Source organism: Pseudarthrobacter sp. W1I19 (assembly GCF_030817835.1).
In the GTDB taxonomy this organism is placed as follows: Bacteria; Actinomycetota; Actinomycetes; order Actinomycetales; family Micrococcaceae; genus Arthrobacter.
Window position 1 is genome coordinate 1,443,387 of sequence record NZ_JAUSZR010000001.1, and the last position, 16,497, is coordinate 1,459,883.

The 16,497-nt window shown below is 59.8% G+C and carries 14 protein-coding genes; 8 read left to right on the forward strand and 6 right to left on the reverse strand.

Annotated features, from left to right (window positions below):
* The first annotated feature begins 24 nt into the window (after positions 1-24).
* Complete coding sequence (locus QF038_RS06725; RefSeq protein ID WP_307609447.1) at positions 25-1,998, forward strand: DUF6541 family protein; 1,974 nt, start codon at positions 25-27, stop codon at positions 1,996-1,998.
* A gap of 101 nt (positions 1,999-2,099) precedes the next feature.
* On the opposite strand, the gene rfbA is transcribed toward QF038_RS06725, so the two are convergent.
* Positions 2,100-2,972 carry a glucose-1-phosphate thymidylyltransferase RfbA gene (rfbA, locus tag QF038_RS06730; RefSeq protein WP_307609448.1) on the reverse strand — a complete coding sequence of 291 codons (873 nt, stop codon included), beginning with the start codon at positions 2,970-2,972 and terminating at the stop codon, positions 2,100-2,102.
* A gap of 102 nt (positions 2,973-3,074) precedes the next feature.
* On the opposite strand from rfbA, the gene rfbB reads away from it, so the two are divergent.
* From rfbB to QF038_RS06755, 5 genes are all read left to right on the forward strand, one after another.
* Entirely contained in the window at positions 3,075-4,073 is a 999-nt protein-coding gene (gene rfbB, locus QF038_RS06735; RefSeq protein ID WP_307608976.1) for a dTDP-glucose 4,6-dehydratase, read from the forward strand.
* 3 nt (positions 4,074-4,076) lie between these two features.
* Entirely contained in the window at positions 4,077-5,483 is a 1,407-nt protein-coding gene (locus tag QF038_RS06740) for a bifunctional dTDP-4-dehydrorhamnose 3,5-epimerase family protein/NAD(P)-dependent oxidoreductase (protein ID WP_307609449.1), read from the forward strand.
* Positions 5,484-5,627: 144 nt separating this feature from the next.
* Positions 5,628-6,266 carry a glycosyltransferase family 2 protein gene (locus QF038_RS06745; RefSeq protein ID WP_091415582.1) on the forward strand — a complete coding sequence of 213 codons (639 nt, stop codon included), beginning with the start codon at positions 5,628-5,630 and terminating at the stop codon, positions 6,264-6,266.
* 32 nt (positions 6,267-6,298) lie between these two features.
* Positions 6,299-6,646, forward strand: a complete 348-nt coding sequence (locus QF038_RS06750; RefSeq protein WP_091415585.1) for a DUF2304 domain-containing protein — start codon at positions 6,299-6,301, stop codon at positions 6,644-6,646.
* A gap of 110 nt (positions 6,647-6,756) precedes the next feature.
* Entirely contained in the window at positions 6,757-7,881 is a 1,125-nt protein-coding gene (locus QF038_RS06755) for an acyltransferase (protein WP_307609450.1), read from the forward strand.
* 100 nt (positions 7,882-7,981) lie between these two features.
* Here QF038_RS06755 and QF038_RS06760 read toward each other — a convergent pair whose 3' ends face one another.
* Together QF038_RS06760 and QF038_RS06765 are read right to left on the reverse strand one after the other, a co-directional pair.
* Complete coding sequence (locus tag QF038_RS06760) at positions 7,982-9,091, reverse strand: NAD(P)-dependent oxidoreductase (RefSeq protein WP_307609451.1); 1,110 nt, start codon at positions 9,089-9,091, stop codon at positions 7,982-7,984.
* Positions 9,092-9,152: 61 nt separating this feature from the next.
* Positions 9,153-10,040 carry a glycosyltransferase gene (locus tag QF038_RS06765; RefSeq protein ID WP_307609452.1) on the reverse strand — a complete coding sequence of 296 codons (888 nt, stop codon included), beginning with the start codon at positions 10,038-10,040 and terminating at the stop codon, positions 9,153-9,155.
* A gap of 158 nt (positions 10,041-10,198) precedes the next feature.
* On the opposite strand from QF038_RS06765, the gene QF038_RS06770 reads away from it, so the two are divergent.
* Positions 10,199-11,485, forward strand: a complete 1,287-nt coding sequence (locus QF038_RS06770) for a hypothetical protein (protein WP_307609453.1) — start codon at positions 10,199-10,201, stop codon at positions 11,483-11,485.
* A 105-nt stretch (positions 11,486-11,590) separates the two neighbouring features.
* Here QF038_RS06770 and QF038_RS06775 read toward each other — a convergent pair whose 3' ends face one another.
* Positions 11,591-13,969, reverse strand: coding sequence for a GH25 family lysozyme (locus QF038_RS06775; protein WP_307609454.1), 2,379 nt, complete (start codon positions 13,967-13,969; stop codon positions 11,591-11,593).
* 46 nt (positions 13,970-14,015) lie between these two features.
* Here QF038_RS06775 and QF038_RS06780 point away from each other — a divergent pair, with 46 nt between their 5' ends.
* Positions 14,016-14,282: a hypothetical protein gene (locus tag QF038_RS06780; protein WP_307609455.1), complete on the forward strand. Its 267-nt coding sequence runs from the start codon at positions 14,016-14,018 to the stop codon at positions 14,280-14,282.
* A 179-nt stretch (positions 14,283-14,461) separates the two neighbouring features.
* Here the strand turns inward: QF038_RS06780 and QF038_RS06785 are convergent, their stop codons facing one another.
* Positions 14,462-15,478: a GDP-mannose 4,6-dehydratase gene (locus QF038_RS06785; RefSeq protein ID WP_307609456.1), complete on the reverse strand. Its 1,017-nt coding sequence runs from the start codon at positions 15,476-15,478 to the stop codon at positions 14,462-14,464.
* Positions 15,475-16,458: a GDP-mannose 4,6-dehydratase gene (locus tag QF038_RS06790; protein ID WP_091415602.1), complete on the reverse strand. Its 984-nt coding sequence runs from the start codon at positions 16,456-16,458 to the stop codon at positions 15,475-15,477. Before QF038_RS06790 ends, QF038_RS06785 begins: the two co-directional genes overlap by 4 nt.
* Between the last annotated feature and the right edge of the window lie 39 nt (positions 16,459-16,497).

Consider the following 16,497-nt stretch of genomic DNA (forward strand, 5'->3'; position numbering starts at 1 on the left):
AACTAAATTTCTGGAGGATTATCTGTGTCCTGGTTTTCCATAGTTCCGCTTGTCTTTGCTGCGGTGGCTATTCTCTTCATTCCAGGAACAGTGGTCGCGCTGGCAAGCAGAATTCGCGGATTGGCACTCTTTGCCGTGGGCCCTGCTATCACCGTGACTTTGGTTGCAGTTGCCGCGGTTGTGGCACCCATGGCCGGCCTCACATGGTCTGCAGTTCCCGTTCTGTTACTGACATTGCTCTTTGCGGCCCTGGCGTTTGCCCTGACAGCCTTCCTTATGAAGGGCAAGGGGCGCAGGGGCGCCGTGGTTGATTGGCGGACTTCCGGATTGCAGTGGGCTGCCGTCATCGTTGCCGCCTTTCTCGTGGGCCGGCGTGTGGTTGCTGTTGTGGGCGCACCCGAGGCTTTCTCTCAAACCTTCGACAACGTCTTCCATTTAAACGCGATCCGGCACGTAGAGGACACGGGTTCTGCCTCTTCTCTTACCATCAGCTCATTTACGGGTGGTTCCTTCTACCCGGCAGCCTGGCATGACCTTGTGTCATTGCTGACGAACCTCACCGGCGCCGACATCCCGGTTGCGGTCAACGTGGTCAATCTTGTGGTGGCCGCCCTAATGTGGCCATTGGGTTGCATGTTCCTCGCCCACACGGTTGCCGGCGCCCGGGTTGCAGTTACCGTTGCGGCTGGCATCCTCGCTGCCGCCTTCGGTTCCTTCCCCCTCCTGCTCCTCGATTTTGGTGTGCTGTATCCGAACTTCCTTGGCAATGCCTTGATACCTGTGGCGCTGGCCTTGGGAATACGTCTGCTGGGCCTGAGGGTGGAGACATCAGAATCCCGAACAGTGGACGGCCTGTTACTGCTGACCAGCCTGCCAGGTATCGCGCTTGCGCACCCCAGCAGCGTTATGGCATTCCTCGCGCTGATGGTTCCACCATTACTGTTTGCCTGGGGCAAGGTAACGGCCCGACTCTTCCAGGCAGACACCGTGTCCTGGCCTCGCCTGCTGGGCATGCTCGCTGTGTTGTTCGCAGGTGTGGCAAGCCTGGTGACCACGTGGCAGAACGTGCGACCCTTGGAAGAGGCCGCCTTTTGGCCCCCCGTGGAAACCACCGGAAGGGCCATCGGCGAGGTGCTCACCAGTTCTGCTGTTGGCCGGCCAGTATCGTGGGCGGTTTCCATCCTGGCAGTTGCCGGGATTGTTTCTCTCATCGTCCGGCGCTCCCAATTGTGGTTCATCGGGACGTATTTGATGGCCGCCAGCCTGTTCGTCGTTGTCGCGTCATTCCCGGTAGGTCCACAGCGCATGTTCATCACCGGGGTGTGGTACAATGATCCGCCCCGGCTTGCATCCCTCTTACCCATAGTGATCCTGCCCCTTGCCACAATCGGCGCGGTAGCTTGCTGGGACGGGTTGGTTTTGCCTGCTGTATGCAAGATGCTCCGGGGCGTCGGAGGTAAATCCTCGCCGGGCAAACCAGCTGCAGCTTTTGCTCTCCCAATAGTCGGCGCGGTGGCCGTTTGTATTTTGGCTTTCGGCACCCAGCAGGCAAACGTCCGGGAAGCCGTCAACGCGGCAGCCCCGGGTTATCAGCTGACCAAGGATTCTCCGCTGATCTCAACTGATGAACTGGCCCTGATCAAAAGACTTGACAGCAAAGTTCCCGAAGGCTCTGTAATAGCCGACAACCCATGGAACGGGAGCGCTTTGGCCTACGCATTCAGCGGGCGTCCTGTCCTGCTGCCGCACATGCATGGCTCGGTGCCGGAAGGTGGGAAGAAGATCATTGACGACTTGAACGATGCCTCGGTGGATCCTTCAGTCTGCCCTGAAGTCGAGCGCCTCAACGTGGACTATGTCCTCGATTTCGGGCACCGCGAAGTACACGGTGGGGACCACGGATACGACGGCTTGGACAATCTGGCGCTGGATGGTGTTGCGCGTCTGGTTGATGAAGAGGGCGAAGCAAAACTCTACGAGATAACAGCCTGCAAGTAGGTTCCTTTTGCCTCAGGGGCTGCGAGGTGCTGTTCCTCAACTGGCAAGCCTGCGGGGGATGGGCCCGCGTCCTTGACGGGCCTGCCCTGGGGGCCTTGGTTCTACGCTTGTGAACCGTTGAGCAGGCCCAGCAAATAGCTTCCGTAGCCGCTCTTAACGAGGGGCTCTGCGCGTGTTTTCAGCTCGTCGTCGCTCAGGAAACCCAGTCGCCAAGCGATTTCCTCCGGAGCACCGATCTTGAGACCCTGGCGGTGCTCAACGGTCCGAATGAAGTTTGACGCATCATTGAGCGAATCAAAGGTTCCTGTATCCAGCCATGCGGTGCCGCGGGGCAGGATCTCAACTTTTAGCTGCCCGCGCTCAAGATACGTTCGGTTGACGTCCGTTATTTCCAGCTCCCCGCGTGGGGACGGTTGCAGGTTCTTGGCGATCTCAATGACGTCATTGTCATAGAAGTAGAGGCCTGGTACGGCATAATGGCTTCGCGGTTTGAGCGGCTTTTCCTCCAAGGAGACAGCCTTGCCTTGCTCGTCGAACTCGACGACACCATAGGCAGCGGGATCCGATACCCAGTAGCCAAATACGGCTCCACCCTCGATGTCCTTAAAGCGCCGCAGCTGGGTGCCCATGCCTTGACCATAGAAGATGTTGTCACCAAGCACGAGTGCAACTGGTTCATTTCCAATGTGCTCTTGACCCAGAATAAAAGCTTGCGCCAAGCCATCGGGACTTGGCTGCTGCTTATAGGTGATGTTGACTCCGAACTGCCAGCCGTCGCCCAGCAACCGTTGGAACTGTTCAGCATCGTGGGGGGTGGTAATAATGAGGATGTCTTTGATGCCGGCCAGGATCAGTGTCGAGAGCGGGTAGTAAATCATCGGCTTGTCGTAGACGGGGACGAGTTGCTTGCTTGAGCCAAGAGTAATTGGGTGCAGCCGCGAGCCCGTGCCGCCGGCCAGAATGATTCCACGCATAGGCTCTATCATTGCCTGCGCGAACGGGCACCGGCAAACCCACAACGTTTGCTGCAACTCCCATCACTGAGGCAGCCTGTCATAGCACGTTAGGCTATGTGAATGCAGAAACTCCTTGTCACTGGCGGTGCCGGTTTTATTGGTTCCAATTTTGTTCACTACGTTCTCGACCACACGGATGACCATGTCACCGTGTTGGACAAGCTGACTTACGCGGGCAATCTGGAGTCCTTGAAGGGTCTGCCGGGGGAGCGGTTCGAGTTTGTCCAGGGGGACATCGCCGACCCTGAACTGGTCGACCGGCTGGTGGCCGGGACTGATGTCGTGGTGCACTATGCTGCTGAATCGCACAACGACAACTCGCTGCACGATCCTCGCCCGTTCCTTGACACCAACATCATCGGCACCTACACGCTGATCGAGGCGGCCCGGAAGCACAACAAGCGCTTCCACCACATCTCCACCGACGAGGTCTACGGCGACCTGGAACTCGATGACCCGGAACGGTTCACCGAGCAGACGCCGTACAACCCCTCCAGCCCGTACTCGTCCACGAAGGCCGGCTCGGACCTTCTGGTCCGGGCGTGGGTTCGTTCGTTCGGGCTGCAGGCGACCATCAGCAACTGCTCGAACAACTACGGCCCGTACCAGCACGTGGAGAAGTTCATCCCGCGCCAGATCACCAACGTCATTGACGGGATCCGGCCCAAGCTTTACGGCAAGGGCGAGAACGTCCGGGACTGGATCCACGCGAACGACCACTCTTCAGCGGTGCTGGCGATCATCGCCAAAGGCAGGATCGGTGAAACGTACCTGATCGGTGCTGACGGCGAGAAGAACAACAAGGACGTCGTGGAACTGATCCTCAAGCACATGGGCGAGTCCCCGGACGCGTACGACCACGTGGTGGACCGGCCCGGCCACGACCTGCGCTACGCCATCGACTCCACCAAGCTGCGTGACGAACTGGGCTGGGAACCGCAGTTCTCCAACTTCGATGAAGGCATCGAGGACACCATTGCCTGGTACCGGGACAACGAAAACTGGTGGCGGCCCCAGAAAGCAGCCACCGAAGCCAAGTACAAGGAACAGGGCCAGTAGAAGATGTCGATCGAGTTTTCGAAGAAGTTAGTTGCCCACGAAACGCCGATCCCCGGCGTCGTCCTCTACGATCTTCCGGTCCATGGTGATAACCGCGGCTGGTTCAAGGAAAATTGGCAGCGTGAAAAGATGGTTGCCCTTGGCCTGCCGGATTTCCGCCCGGTGCAGAACAATATTTCCTTCAATGAAAGGACCGGCACCACGCGTGGCATCCACGCCGAGCCTTGGGACAAGTTCATTTCCGTTGCCACCGGCAGGATTTTCGGTGCCTGGGTCGACCTTCGTGAAGGGCCAACCTTCGGCACTGTCTTCACCGCCGAACTGGATGCAAGCCAGGCGATTTTCATTCCGCGTGGCGTCGGAAATGCCTTCCAGACCTTGGAAGACAACACGGCCTACACCTACTTGGTCAATGACCACTGGTCGGCAGATGCCCAAGGTCAATACACCTTCCTGAACCTTGCCGACGAGTCGGCCGCAATACAGTGGCCTATCCGTCTGCAAGATGCAGAGCTCTCTGACAAGGACAAGGCCCACCCGCGACTGGCGGAGGTTGTGCCCATGCCTCCGAAGAAGATCCTGGTCGTGGGCGCGGACGGCCAGCTCGGCAAGGCGTTGCGTGGGCAGTACGACGGCGACCTGTCGGTTGAGTTCGCAGGCCGTAGTGATTTCGATATCACCGATGCGGGGGCCTTCTCCAACCGTAACTGGAAGAACTACTCAACAATCATCAATGCAGCGGCCTACACCGCTGTGGACGCCGCGGAAACCGCAGAAGGCCGGGCAGCGGCCTGGGCCAACAACGTAACGGCCGTGTCACATCTGGCGAGGATCGCCGTCGAGCATCAGCTGACGCTTGTCCATGTCTCCTCGGACTATGTCTTTGACGGTTCACGGGGCATCCATGACGAAACAGAGGCATTCTCGCCCCTGGGTGTCTACGGGCAGACGAAGGCTGCCGGCGATGCCATTGTGAGTGCAGTTCCACGGCATTACATAGTGCGAACCAGCTGGGTCATTGGAGAGGGTTCCAATTTTGTCCGGACCATGGCCTCTCTTGCCTCACGAGGTATCAAGCCTTCTGTTGTCAACGATCAGGTCGGGCGGCTTAGCTTTACCGAGGACATCGCGGCTGGTATTCAGCACCTGCTCCTGACGGCAGCACCCTACGGGGCGTACAACATCACCAGTGACGGCGATCCGCAGTCGTGGGCCGACATTGCCGCTGATGTGTACGAGTTGTCGGGAGCCAGCCGTGAAGACGTCACCGGGGTTTCCACTGAAGAGTATTTCAGGGGCAAGACGGCAGCGCCGAGGCCGCTGAACAGCGTCCTGGATCTGGCGAAGATCAAGGCGACAGGCTTCAAGCCCTCAGACTCCGTCAGCAGAATGGTGGAATACCTGAGGTAGCGTGCAGGAGTCGTTCCCGTCCGACGTCCTTTTCCCGGGCGGAAAACGCCGCGCGAACAGTCCCCGGAGGATGCCGCGCGCCGTATCCATGCCTTGCCATATGCAACAATTGAACCCGTGAGTCGCACCTGGATCGTAATTCCCATGTACAACGAAGCTACTGTCGTAGGTTCGGTCGTCGAGGGGCTGCGAAAGCAGTTTCCCTACGTAGTCTGCGTCGACGACGGGAGCACCGACGGATCACAGGAGCAGGCGCGGGCTGCAGGCGCAGTTGTGGTTCAGCATCCGATCAACCTCGGCCAGGGTGCTGCCCTGCAGACGGGTATCGAGTTTGCACTGCAGGATCCGGAACTGGATTGTGTCGTCACTTTCGACGCCGACGGGCAGCACCGGGTAGACGATGCCAAGGCCATGGTTGACCGGGTGCGGGCTGGCGAAGCGGATATCATTCTTGGCTCGCGGTTCCTGGACGACCGCACTCAGCTCTCAGCAGCAAAGCGCCTTGTCCTCAAGACGGCGGCGATCCAATCACGAATGGCGACTGGCCTGAACCTGACTGACGCCCACAACGGGCTCCGGGCATTCAACCGCTATGTTGCCTCCAACATCCATCTGACGCAGAACCGAATGGCCCACGCATCTGAGCTCGTGAATCAGTTGGCCAAGCTCAAGCCGAACTACGCTGAGCACCCCGTGGAAATCATCTACACCGACTATTCCAAGGCCAAGGGTCAATCCCTGTTGAACTCAGTCAACATCGTGGCCGAGCTGTTCTTTAAGTAGACCCTCTTCGTATACAAGCCCAAGGTGCCAGTTTGTTAATCATTGTTCAACTTGTTCTCGTTGTTGCCGTCATGGTGGTTTCGCTCGCCCTGATGCGCGGCGGATCCAACGCCAGGCACCTTGCCGTTCGACGCATGCTGCTGATGATCTTCGCGGTAGTCGCGGCGCTGTCCGTTTTCTTCCCGGATGCACTCACCCGGGTGGCGCTATTCCTCGGCATCGGTCGTGGCACAGACCTCGTTCTCTATGGTGCGGTCGTTTCATTGTTCGTCTTTATGGCGACGACGTACCAGCGCTTCCGGCATGCTGAAAATGCGCTGACGAAGCTGTCGCGGCGTATCGCGATCGACGAGGCGCCCAAGCCGGGGGAGCTTGTCTAGTGAGGCAAGCCGGTAGCGTATCCACCCAGGCCGGAAGTGGAGGATCACGCGCCGAGCAGTCGGGGCCAAGGCCCCGGTTCGGGAAAGCGCTTGACCCAAGAAACAACAGCATGAACATGATCCGCTTGGGTCTCGCCGCGCTGGTGCTCTTCGCCCACAGTTTCTACCTGGCCGGAGCGGGGGAAGGGCCCCATGTCCGGGGCGAAAACCTCGGTGGGTGGGCCGTCGCCGGATTCTTTGGGCTCAGCGGGTTCCTCATCACGGGTAGCCGCTTTACGAACGGGCTGGGAGAATATCTGGTCCATCGAGTGGCACGCATCTACCCGGCGTTCCTCGTCTGCCTCGTGGTGACTGTCGCTGTATTCGCGCCGCTTGGTTATGTGCACCAGAACGGAACACTGGCCGGTTACTGGACAACGGAGACCACTCCACTCAGGTTCGTGTTTTCGAACTTGTTCCTCGAGATGAAAAACTACGACGTTGCCTTCACGCCCGCCGTTGTTCCCTTCGCTGGCTCCTGGAACGGATCGTTGTGGAGCCTTTATTACGAATTCCTCTGCTATCTGGTCATTGCCGCTATTGGAGGAATAGCCTGGGTCCGGCGTTCGCCATTGCCCCTGGCGCTGGCTTTTGCAGTGAGCGTCATTGTCTACGCCAATTTGCCTGCGATCACGCCCTTGCTCGCGGACACCAACTTCGCCCTGCTGGCGAAGTTGCTGCCTTTCTTTCTGGGCGGAGCAGTCATCCAGGCATTGTCCAAGTGGATCGGACTGCATTGGGCAGGCGGCCTTGGATCGATCTTTGGCGCGGTGCTCTGCGTCGCCCTCGTTCCTACGTGGGGCGGCCAACTTGCCGCACCGCTTATTGCTTACGGCTTACTGTGGGTCTCGTCCGTGCTGCCGTCCCCGCGGCTGGTTCGCGTTCATGATGTTTCTTATGGGTTCTATATCTACGCTTGGCCAGTACAACAGCTACTCGCGCTCTACGGCGTGCACAACCGGGGAATGGCCGTCTACATCCTCTCGTCCGGTGCCGGAACGCTCGTACTCGCTCTCGCAAGCTGGCTTCTTGTTGAGCGACCTGTCATGCGGGCCGTCCGCCGCCGGCGCAAGACTTCATCCGTTCCAGCGGCCGTAGGGGGCGCAGCACCTGCAACCGGAACGGGGAACCAGCCGGAGACTGCAGGGCCGCAGGCGCAGCCGGAATCAGAGGCAGCGGTGGCCGGGAAGGCCTGATCTTTGCTGTCTTCCCCCCACCCGGCCCGTTCGGCACGGCAAACAAAAGCAGCGGGAGTGTGGCCGTAGCCCACTCCCGCTGCTTGCCGGTCCTGCCGGCCTAGAGGGCTGCTTCCGCCGGCAACCGTCCGTCAATCCACTCGGCAAGGCGGGAAATGCCAGCTTCAAGATCGTAGCGAGGCTCCCAGGGGAGCTGAGCCTTTGCCGGCTCCACATCGGCCCAGGCATGCCGGACGTCCCCTTGGCGGAACTGCCCCGTAACGTGGGGTTCCGGGGCTCCGTAGTAGCGGCTGATGATTTCAGCGGCAGTCCGGATGGTCTGGAACTCTCCGGAACCTATGTCCAGTGCTCCATCATGTGCCTTTTCAGCCACAGCTGCGGCAACAACCGCAGCTGCAACGTCATCGATCAAAACGAAGTCGCGACGGACTTCACCGTCTTCATACAACGGGATGGATTTGCCGGCCTTGGCCATGCGGCAGAAAAGGGACATGATCCCGGTGTAGGGGTTGATCAGGGACTGGCCGGGCCCGTAGACATTCTGAAGACGCAGGACAGCAGCTTCCACTCCATACGATTTCGACCAGGACTCCAGGATGTTCTCCTGGGCGAGCTTGGTGGACCCATAGACGCTGACTGGAGCGGGTGCGACAGCGGCGGCCGACATCGCGACGGGGTGGGCGTCGGGGAAGTCCCACTGAGAGCGGGACAATATTTCATTCGAACGCTGGCCGGGGTAGAAAACGTGTCCATCGACGTCGGACTTCCACGCGCCTTCGCCGTATACGGCCCTGCTGCTGGTCAGAACGATTCGCCGCGGCAGTTTCCCGCTGCGGTTGAGCCCGTCAAGCAGCTGGGTTGTTCCCACGACGTTGACCATGGCATGGCGCGTTGATTCCTCAAGGGACTGGCCTGTGCCCGTTTCAGCCGCAAGGTGAATAACGACGTCGGGGGCCACGGCCGGGAGTACGTCATCCCAGGTTTTTGCGTCAGTGATGTCTGCAACAATGAGCTCCACGCCGGGGTCAAGCTCCGCCGGCCGGGTTTGGCCGGAATGAATCTGCGGATGCAAATTGTCCAACGCGACGACCCTGTCAAAGGATGCCACCAGTGCAGGAGAGATGGCACATCCGATGAATCCGGCACCTCCTGTGACGAGGACGGTACCCCGGTTGGCGGGAGACGTATTCGTGGACGACGGCTGGGTCACAGGTAAAGCCTTTCTAGGGCGGACATCTTCAGCGTCCAGTTTCTCACAGGATAGCCACGGGTCAGGAGCCGAAGGCGTGCCTGGCAGTTGCCCTGATCGCCTTCGTGTTGCGGGAGAATACAGCGGCCGGCAACAGAGTGAGTGCGTGAAGCCGTGATGTCCAGCGGATCCTTGCCGCTGCGGCTGCCTTGTTCCAACCTTTGTCACGGCAGAGTCCCTCGGCAATCCGCGCATATTCACGGTCTCCGGCGAACCGGGTTCCGTCCGACAATGTAGCGGCCGAAGCGCTCTCTGAGTGGCGCCTGTAGGAAAAGGCCAGTGTCGGTACATGGACGAGTGAGGCACCTTGGAGCACCATGTCCATCACCAGCGCCAGATCCTGCACAATGGGAAGCCCGTCCCGGAAGTTGACCTGCCGGATAGCGTCCGTACGGAATGCAAGCGACGGCCAATACAGCCAGTTTCCTCCAAGCAGGCTCACTGCCAGAGGTTCGCCGGACAGTACTGTCGGCGAGGTGGTCTTCGGGCCCACGAACTTTCGTTTCACGGAATCGGCGAGCGACCGCACCACCTGTCCGGTCTCGTCGATGACCTGGACACCGGGCTGTATCACTGAAGCATCGGGAAAATCGGTGTGTGCCCTGAGAACAACATCGACGTAGTTCGGCAGCAGTACGTCGTCGCAGCCGAGGATGACCATGAGTTCCTCCGAAGCCTGACTGACGCAGGTCCGGTAGTTTTCGGTGATCCCCTTGTTGGTTTCGTTGCGCTTGTACGTGACCCGTTCGTCGTCAATGGTTGCGAAGTACTCGCGGACTGTCGGATCGGGGTAGCAGTCGTCGATGACGGTAAGGAGCCAGTCCGGATTTTCCTGGGCCAGGACGCTGGCCACAGTCTCTTTGAGCAAGGCCGGATCGCCCCAGTAGGGGACAAAGATATCGAGCGGCATTTTCCAACTTCCCAGTATGGCGGGAGCTCTCCAGAGCTCATGCAGAGGTGCCAAGACGGCAGCGGCGATTGAGTGCGGGCCCGTCTCCAACACTAATATGTTGCCATGACTTCCCTAGTTAGCCGGCAATTACACCCTTTGGCACAAATGGTCAACGGATGACCCGCATCGAGGGGAACTCCTCACATAAGTCAACGATAGCCGGACGTCAGGCCGCGTCGGTAGGGCTTGCTTCCCTGGCGTCGGCGGCTGCAGGCTACCTTGTCATCTGGTTCGTGCCCAGAGTTTTGAACAAGGCTGACAACGCCGAATTCCTGGCATTCTGGTCTGCCCTCTTCCTCCTCTTCGGGATACTGGGCGGCCTGCAGACAGAAATCCTGCGTTACGTGACAGCTCATACTGCTGATCCGGCACCGCAACGGACTGGGTCGGAACATCAGAAATCCGTGCCGCTGTTCTTCGTTGTCCTCACCCTCTCAGGAACCCTGGCAGTCCTCATCGTGCTGTCTTCGATGCTGTGGGGCCCGGCGGTCTTGGGGCCGAACTGGCTTGCCCTTGTTCTGGTCCTTGCAGGGGCATGCATTGCATTTTCTATCCACGCCGCTTTAGCCGGCGTCCTCAGCGGACGTCATTTCTGGGGTAATTTTTCCGCACTCGTGGCATCCGAATCCTGTTTTAGGCTTCTGCTGGTGTTGCTCGTCGGAATAATTGCCGGGTCCACTGCAGGCCTTGCCGCTGCAGCGGCCGCGGGAGCCTGCGCCTGGGCAATTGTTTCCGTGTTCAGTCCGCAGTTGCGTGCTGCCTTTCGGCAGCCCTTGGCTGTACCCGTGTGGGAGTTTGCCCGGAAGGTAGGCCACGCGAGCGTTTCCACGTCTGCCAGTGCGACGCTTGTGGTGGGCTTTCCGATTCTCTACAGAATCACGACGCCGGCGGATGTCTACCTTGCGTCGGCGCCCCTGCTCCTTGCAATTCTCCTCACGAGGGCTCCGCTCATGGTGCCCTTGGGGACGTTCCAAAACGTGGCTATCGCGCATTTCGTCAGGCATAGGAGCCGGGGGCTGGCAGCGCTTCGGCCCATCGCCCTCGCCATTGCCGGCGTTGCAGCTGTCGGGGCCGCTGCAGCTTATTTCATTGGTCCCTGGCTAATGGTGCTGCTGTTTGGTTCCGAGTACCACGTCGCGCCGTGGGTCCTGGCGGGTCTGACAGTGGCTGCGGCAGTGCTTGCGCTGCTGACGCTTACTGGCGGCATGTGCGTTGCCTTGAACAGGCACCATGTATCGTCAACCGGTTGGCTGGTCGCCAGCGCTGTATCGCTGCTGGTCCTGGTATTGCCACTGGATGCCGACGTGCGTGCCGTGCTGTCCTTGCTTGCCGGTCCACTGCTTGGCGTAGTCATCCACACGCTCTCGCTCTCGCGGTCACAGCCCGCGGCGGCTTCTTCCTAGAAGACGCGGGCGGGTTCCGGGCAAGACGGTTCACAGCAAGATGCGGGGCCCATCCCGGTGGAGTGGGCCCCGCATCTGCAAGCACGGTAGTTAGCGCGCCGCCGCCTAGTACCGCCTGATGGTGTAACCGGCGGCAGGACTCCAAGTGATGGAGCCGCCTTGGAAGTTTTGCCAACATTCAGTGGCACTGCAGGTTTCGCTGTTTGTCGGGAAGCCAAAGAACCCGGTTTGCGCGCCATTGGACCGCCACAGGCCGCCAATGCCGCTGTTGTACACGGCGCCCATGCCAACTCCTGAGGCCCACAGTATTTCGCCTCCGACGAAGCTTTGCGTGCAAGACGTTGCGCCGCACGTTTCTGACGCCGTCGGGAATCCCAGTCGACTTGATTCTGCACCCATCGAAGCCCACAAGGCACCGATGCCGCCCTTGTAGACGGCTACCGCGCCGGTGTTCCGGGACCAGAGAACGTCGCCGCCTCGAAAGCTTTGCTTACAGGAGTCGATGCCGCACGTTTCGTTGCTGGTTGGGTAGCCGAGCCGGCTTGAAGACGCCCCCAAAGCACGCCACAGATTGCCAATGCTTCCCGTATATATGGCCCACTGGCCCGTTTCGGGAGTCCAATAGATGGTGCCGCCCTTGAAGGATTGCAGGCAGGCGGTGCCGGTGCATGACTCCTCGGCTGTTGGATAACCCAATCGAGCTTGCTGGCCACCCATGGAATTCCAAAGCGCCCCAATGCCGCTGTGCCACATCACGCCAAAGGCGGCTGAGATCGTATCCGGGTCCTTGAGGATCTTGGCCCGGGCAAAATCCTGGTAGCACTCTTTACCGTTGCAGAACACGGTATCTGCCACGGGGGCTCCGAAGCGGCCGTTTTCTGCTTGGGACGTGTTCCACTTCTTGGAGATTTCGCCTGCAGCGACAATTTTCGCCCCGTAGTCCTGTGCCCAGAAAATTTCCCCGCCCGAAAACGCCTGGCGGCAGGAGGCGGCACCGCACGTCTCCGTCTTGGCCGGAGCGCCCACCTGGCTGAGCAAGCCCCCCTGGGCGCGCCATTTCCACCCGATGGAGGAGTTCCAGACCGGGACGGCGCCGGTAACAGCCGACCAGGCGAGTGATCCACCCTGGAAGTTTTGAATGCAGCCGCCGGAGTTGCACGACTCGTTATCGACGGGATACCCAAGCCTTCCGTTTTCCGCCCCGAGGGTGGTCCACATCGAACCTATGCCACTCTTTGTTACAGCCCAGGCGCCGGTAGCATCCGTCCAGATGATTTTCCCGCCCTGGAAGGCCTGTGTGCAGGCCGTCGCTGTGCACGATTCGGGTGCCGTGGGGTACCCAAGGCTGCTCGAGGGGCCTCCCATAGCCTGCCACCTGGTGCCAATGCCGCCACGGAATACGGGAACTGAAGGTGTCGCCGTGCTCCAATAGACCGAGCCGCCTTGGAAGCTTTGCTGGCAAGCCGAGGTCGAACAGCTTTCGTCCGATGTTGGATAGCCCAGCCGGCCGTCTACGCCGCCCCATGAGCGCCACACCGAACCGATGGAACTGAAGTACACCGCGTTGGCACCTGTGGCGCCGCTCCAAAGGATCTGGCCGCCGTCGTACTGCCTGTAGCAGCCTCCGGCAGCCAGCCCGCAGTAGAGCGAGAGGGTTTGATTGCCGAGCCGGCTGGACGAGCCGCCCATATCCGTGTACTTGCGAAGAATTGGGTCAAAGCCCGATGCCAAGGCCTGGAGTTCGGGGTAGCTTCCGCTGAATACGTTGGAATCCCCAACGAAAGGACCCATGCTGCTGTACTGCCAGATGTCGTACTTTGCCCAACCGGCCGGCAGTGTTCCGGGGCTCACAGTACGGTAGGAAGCGATGTGCAGTGGTTGGTTACGGAATGCTGGCGTGTTTCCTGTGCATTGCGTCCACCAGTCGGTTGTGGTGTAAATCGCGGGATACCGCCCGGTCAGGGCATAGACGTTGTTCGAGAAGTCCGCGATCCAAAGGATCATGTCGCTTGCTGACATGTTGTAGCAGGTATTGCCAAGCGATGAATAGGGATTGTATTCGATGTCGAGCAGTGGAGGCAGCGTCCAGCCGTCCCCGCTCCAAGCACCACCATTCCTGACAAAGTAGGCTGCTTGAGCGGCGCCGGACGAGACGTTGGGGATGGCAAAGTGGTAAGCTCCGCGGATCATTCCGGCATTTCGCGCCCCACTGTACTGCCCTGCGAATTCGGGGTTGAGATATGTCGTGGCCTCTGAGGCCTTGACGTACGCGAATTGAGCACCCATATTCCGCTGCTGCTGCCAGTTCACTGCGCCCTGGTGGCTACTGACATCCAGTCCCTGGATGCCAGGGGGCATGTAGGTATTTTCGGCTGAGAGGCTGTTCGGAGCAGATTGTTTTGTAAGCTTCTCCAGTCCCTGTCCCATGTGTGCGCCGTGGGCGCCCTGGGCTTCCTTCAGTCTGGTCAGCATGTCGTCCTGCAACGGGGATTCGCTGGCGGTTGGTGCGGGGCTGGCAGGAACAGACGCAATGGCTGTTCCCGGAACAGCTGGTGCCGATGTCGTGGCTGGCGTTACAGGGGCGATGGATTCCTGGGGGAGGGCCGTCTGCTCTCCAGCACTGACAGTGGGCGACGCCGAGGGGGACGTCATCAGCGGCGATGTGCTTCCCTGGCCGGATCCCGGCTGTTCCGCAGCGCTGGTCAGCGCCGCGGGAACGAGCAGGGACCCGACAAGTGAGGCAGTGAGAACCGCCGCTGCCAGCATGCGCCGGCCTTTTGAAGGATGGGCATCCTGAGAGGGATGAGGAGACTTGGGGCTCATTACTTACTCCGGCCGGCAATGCACATATGGCGATTAGAATCGGGTCGTCATTTCCGACGCGGAGAAGTGAAATCCGTCCCCACAGCCTTTGTGACCCGGCCAATGTAGCACCAATGTTACGGATGTAACCAGAGTTGCCTGTTGATGCAAATGTTAAAGCTGTGGGGCTTTGTCCTTTGCCAGCAGATCCTCGTCGTTCCTCACCATCGCCGCTACGAGGGACTCAAAGTCCATCGATGGCCGCCATCCCAGCTCGGAGGAGATTTTGGTGATGTCTCCCCTCATCTCAGCAGCATCACTGGGACGGGCCAGCGATTCGTCGAGCTCCACCACGGACCGCCAGTTGTCGATGCCAACCGCGGCAAAAGCGGCCTCCACAAAGTCCTGCACGGAATGGGAAACGCCGGTGGCCACCACAAAATCCGAAGGGTTGGCCGCGCTTACGATCCTTTCCATGGCGTCGACGAAGTCAGGCGCCCAGCCCCAGTCCCGCACAGCATCCAGGTTGCCCAAGGAAAGCTTGTCCAACTTGCCGGCTGCGATCGCGGCGGCCCCGGCGGTGATCTTGCGGGTCACGAATTTAGCCGGGCGGCGCACAGATTCGTGATTGTAGAGAATCGCTGATGCTGCAAACATCCCGCGTCCCCGGTATACGTTGACCGCGTGATGGGCAAATGCTTTAGCAGCGCCGTATGGAGATACAGGGCTTATGGGCGTCCTTTCGTTCTGCGGCGCAGACTTTGCCTCTCCAAACAATTCGGCACTGGAAGCTTGAAGAAAGCGTATTTCCTTCCCGGTAGCCTGCTGCAGCTGCCACGTCGCCTCGAGCATGGAGACTACGGAAGCGCCGGAAACCAGTGCGGTCTCGTAGGGTTGCTGCCAGGACTGATACACAGAGCTGATGCCGCCCAGGTTGAACACCAGGTCCGGCCTGACAGATTTCAGGACTGAGCCCACGTCATGAGGCTGGGATAAATCGCCAAGGTGGTATTCAACCCCGTCAACGGTGGTCTCGCCGTCGTTGATGTGGGCCGGCACATGGCGGACGAGGCCATGCACCTCCCAACCCTGCGACATGAGCGATTCCGCCAGGTATGAACCGTCCTGCCCTGTTACGCCCGTAATGAATGCGGTGCCGGGACCTGTTCGAGCGTTGTTCTGCCGATTCACCGCATCAGGGCCGACTGCTCGGCAATGTCGTTCTCCACCATCATGCGAACAAGCTCATTGAAGGAGACCTTCGGCTTCCAGCCGAGCTTTTCCTGCGCCTTCGCGGCGTTTCCGATCAGCAGATCAACTTCAGCAGGACGCATGAAGCGCGGGTCCTGCCTGACATACTGCCGCCAGTCATCAAGGCCCGCTGCATCAAATGCCGCTTGGAGAAGTTCTTCGATCGAGTGGGTTTCGCCGGTGGAGATGACGTAATCATCAGCCTCCGGCTGCTGGAGCATAAGCCACATGGCTTCGACGTAGTCCCCGGCAAAGCCCCAGTCACGCTTGGCGTCGAGGTTTCCGAGCACAATCTCGTTCTGCAGGCCCAGCTTGATGCGTGCAACGGCGAGGGAAACTTTGCGGGTTACAAATTCCGGCCCGCGGCGCGGCGATTCATGGTTGAACAGGATGCCGCTGGATGCGTGCATGCCGTAAGACTCGCGGTAATTGATGGTCATGTAGTGGCCGAATACCTTGGCGACCCCATAGGGCGATCGGGGCCAGAGGAGGGTTTCCTCCGTTTGAGGCACCTGCTGGACCTTGCCGAACATCTCCGATGAGGACGCCTGGTAGAAACGCACCTTGGAGATGTCATCACCGGCGTAAAGACGCGTAGCCTCGAGCATGTTCAGGACGCCCTTGCCCGTCACATCGCTGGTCAGTGAGGCGTTTTCCCAGGAGTAGGCCACGAAGGAGATTGCCCCGAGGTTGTATACCTCGTCGGGCTGAGCGATGCCAAGCACCCGAACCAGTGAGGAGACGTCCGTCAAATCCCCGGTCAGCAGCTTGACTTCAGGAACGGTCTGGCGGACCAGGTCGTGCTTCGGGTTGTTCTGTCCCCGGATGAGGCCAAAGACTTCGTAGCCCTTCGAGACAAGAAGCTCGGCGAGGTAGAGGCCGTCCTGGCCAGTGATTCCGGTAATTAGCGCACGGGGCATGGAAAGGTCCTTAGATATTGTTTGCTGGGCTTATGCCAC